Here is a 3,795-nt window from a genome sequence, read left to right as displayed (position 1 = left end):
GATTTATGTGTAAATCCTGTGCTCCAACAAACGCTAGCGGAATTCCCAGTGAACTTGCATCGAAGGTTGTCCATCCACCGGTACGGGCATCGTCTAACGTGTTGTAGTTCGCTGTTCCAACCCGTATCGCGTGCCGATTATCCGTTGGATCGTCGTTGACTGTGGAATAGATGTTGTTATCCGAGAATGCAAACGGATTCGTATTCGGAACATACATACCAATTTGATATTGGGTTGCAGTACCACCGGTGCGCTCATTGATCCAGATGTTGTTTGCGAGTGAGTCGGTCAAGGATGCGGATGAATAATAGAGAGCATAAGAGTTGTAGCTGCCACCAGTCGATCCGCCTAATCGGACTGTGTTGTAATACAGCTTACCATTTGCGTTGGAACTCTTGTAGATACCATAGACCGCACCGCCGCCGGTGGCGTCGATGTTTATCATGTTGTTCGCAATCAACTGATTGGTTCCGGAAGTCGAATAGAATCCATAGCAAGTAGCAGTACCCGAAGCTCCGACGTCGTAAATCCGGTTGCCGATGTAACTGTTGTTATTGGTACCGGTAGACGCATAAAACGCATACATCGCACTCGACGCAGGGCCGGAACGGTGAATGCGATTGCCTGTAAACATCGAATTCTGCATGTAGTAGTGGTAGATGCCGTAGTAGTAGAAATCGTACACGTCGTTGTTCGCTACGTACCAATTGTTCAAGGTGCTGCCGGTTGTCCAATACAAATACATCCCGTAATAACCGTTGGAAATGAAACAGTTCTCTATCGTATCGAAACTGCATCCCACTAACGGCAATCCAGTGGATCGATACTGGGTGTAGATCGTACGGAAGCTCGAAGACGTTGTTTGCTGAACGCTGACATTCACGTTTTTTATCTTACAGTTGTCGCTGCCGTTCGCGAATAAAAATCCATAGTAACCATAAGTACCGAGCACGTTGACTGTAATGAAATTACGACCTGGCGCATCGGGGTGGCTGCCATCGAAAATGACATTGTCAGTGTTGACTAATGCAAAACCGAACGCAGCGCCAGCGCTGAGTGGGGTTTGTTCAATCACAACGCCGAGTGTATCGGCTGGCTTGAAGATAATCGGACGGTTTGGTGCGCCATTCGCTCCTGCCGTTATTGAGTCTGATACGCCGGTATAGGTTCCGCCGCGAATCAAGAAGGTGACGCCGGAACCCGTTCCTTGATTGTTCAATGCGGCGATAGCATCGGATATCGTTGCGAAATCGGGATTGGTTCCACCGATGGTGCGAGTACCGCTAATAACCATCTGTAGATCATAGCTGAACGTAGTAGCCGGGGGTGTGGAACCCGGGGGATTCAGTCCCGACCCACCACCGGGCATCGTTGCAAGATTACCGGAAGTGTCCTGCGCTGCCAGATAGTACTCAACGATCGTAGTAAGCGGTTGTCCAGCAATTGTAAAGTAGAAAATCGAATCCTGACGTACCGAGTCGGCTGATACCATCGTAAACGTTGGATCGATTGAGCGGCGGTAATAAAGCTTTGGCGCAGCCGTGCCAGTTGCCAATCCAATGTTATCAGTGATGTATGCCATCGCTACGCGCGGTCCGGTATCATCGGTGCGTCCCAATGGTAAATGTGAGATGCGGGGACGGAAGAAATCGCCACCGCCAATGAAGTTCCCTTCATCGGCACCAATATCGGGTGCGGTTGCACTCCGGAGCTGATTATCGAAATCATAAGCGACCCGGTCGATTGGTTGACCGTTTGATTCGACGGGAGTATTAGCTGCCGGGTTTATATGGAGATCGGGAATGCCAACAAAGTTCGGATAAATCCCCATCGAGTTCGTATCGAAATATAAGTTCCCGAAGCAAGCAAATCGCCTAACGTATTGTGGTTAACTGTTCCGACTCGCACTGCATACTTGTTGTCAGTCGGATCTTCCGAGTCGTTAGACCAGATGTTATTGTTGCTGTATGCGAACGTCGTTGCATTGGGCAAATAACCACCGACATGATAGTAGGACATGTTGGTGCTGCTGCGGTCGTTGATAAAGATGTTGTTTACGATTGAGTCGCTGTTCGTACCGGAAATGTATAAAGCATAGGAGCTATAAGAACCGGTCGTCGTTCCACCGATGCGGACAGTATTGTTATAGGCGTGTTGGAGACCTGTCGATAAGTACAAGCCATAAATTGTGCCGCCGGTAGTCGGATCGAGATTGATCATGTTGTTGGTGATCAACGTACCAGTTGCGACCATGTACATGCCGTATGTTGTACCAGTCGCACTCGGTGTCAAATCGTATATCCAATTCCGGTCGAAAACATTACCGACGTTGGAGGTGGTCGGATTGTATAGACCATAAAGTGCGCTGGTTGATGCACTGGTTCGGTGTAACTGATTACCGGCAAATTTCGAGTTCACTGTATAATAGATATACATCCCGTAGTAGTTGAAATCTACTACATCATTTCCTTCGATTACCAACCCGGAATGGGTCATTGTGCTTGAACCGTAGATGTACATGCCGTAGTAACCACCAGTCACCTTACAGTTTTGGACTGTATCGTTCATACAAGCAGCGGCTGGTTGCAATGCTGTGCTATAATAAATGTAGATGGGTCGGTAGTTGGAGGTGGTGCCGCCGACAGTGATATCGATATTCTTGACTTTACAGCCATCGCTGCCATTGGCAAACCGGAAACCGTAGTAACCATCAGTGCCCATCGCATTGACTGCGATGAGATTCCGGCCTGGCAGATCAGGATGGCTGCCATCCCATACAACATTATCCGCATTAACAAATGCGTATGCTTGTCGTGCAGCAGCAGTACAAGTAACATTGATCGTTACACCAAGAGTATCGGCTGGTTTGAAGATAATTGGGGAATTGGGTCCTGATAACGCCGAAGCGACTAAAGAATCAGGGTTCTCTTCATAAACACCGCCGCGAATCAAGAAAGTGACGCCAGTTCCACAACCAGAGGCATTAACTGCATCGATAGCCGCTTGGATTGTTGCATAATCCGGATTAGTACCACCGATTGTCCGGGTTCCGCTGATGCCAGGAGAGAACGTTCGGAATGTGAACAAAGTCGATGCAAAGAGATCGGGTGGAGTGACAGCAGTGTCGCGGCTAACTACCCGCCAGTAATAGGAAGTTCCTTCCACCAAATCGCCTGGCGGATCCCAAGTCGTTGCAGTAATTGCCGATGCAACTAACGTCGTTGGATCTAAACCGTTTACCAGTGCTTGATTTGTTCCGAAGTACACATCGTAGTTGTCGGAACAAGTGCTTCCAGTCCAGCTCAATACTGTTGTTAGAGGTAACTGAATCGCGTTGTTAGCAGGGGAAGTCAAAGTAACCATGTTGCAAGGCAACGAGAATCGTACGGCTCTTCCGGAAGTTGCGTATGCAGTTGTCGGATTAAACCGAACTTGTAGGCCGTCCGTCCCAGTGCTGTTCTCAATACCAATGGTGTATGTTAACTGAGTTGTATCCATTGTGTTGTATTGATACGTGATAGTACCACTGCTTGTCAAAATGATTTGGTACTGCTGTGTCACAGTTCCACTTAGATGTTCAACATTCCATTGGACGACCAACGTATCCAAACCAAGGGTTTGGTATTTTATAAAATGCCCGAGTGTTGCATCGACATACATGTCATCCCAAAGCGGCATCAGAGAATTATTGGGAGTGCCCGCATTGGGGATAGCCGTGTTGGAATAGGTTGTCGAGGTTTCAGCTGTTCCTAGCGACATCCAGCCATTCGTGCAAACTCGGAACTGAGTATAGTT

General features: G+C 48.2%; 2 protein-coding genes. Both read right to left on the bottom strand.

Translation table 11 applies throughout. The annotated features are described in order from the left end of the window. On the bottom strand, positions 1 to 1,831 hold a 1,831-nt coding region (locus OEM52_14390), incomplete at its 3' end, for a right-handed parallel beta-helix repeat-containing protein (GenBank protein ID MDK9701324.1). Then, a partial coding sequence (locus OEM52_14385) for a hypothetical protein (GenBank protein MDK9701323.1) occupies positions 1,786 to 3,795 on the bottom strand: 2,010 nt, incomplete at its 5' end. The genes OEM52_14385 and OEM52_14390, both read right to left, overlap by 46 nt.

It is taken from the genome of bacterium (assembly GCA_030247525.1).
GTDB lineage: Bacteria > Electryoneota > JAOADG01 > JAOADG01 > JAOADG01 > JAOTSC01.
This window is presented reverse-complemented; position numbering and strand designations above follow the sequence as displayed.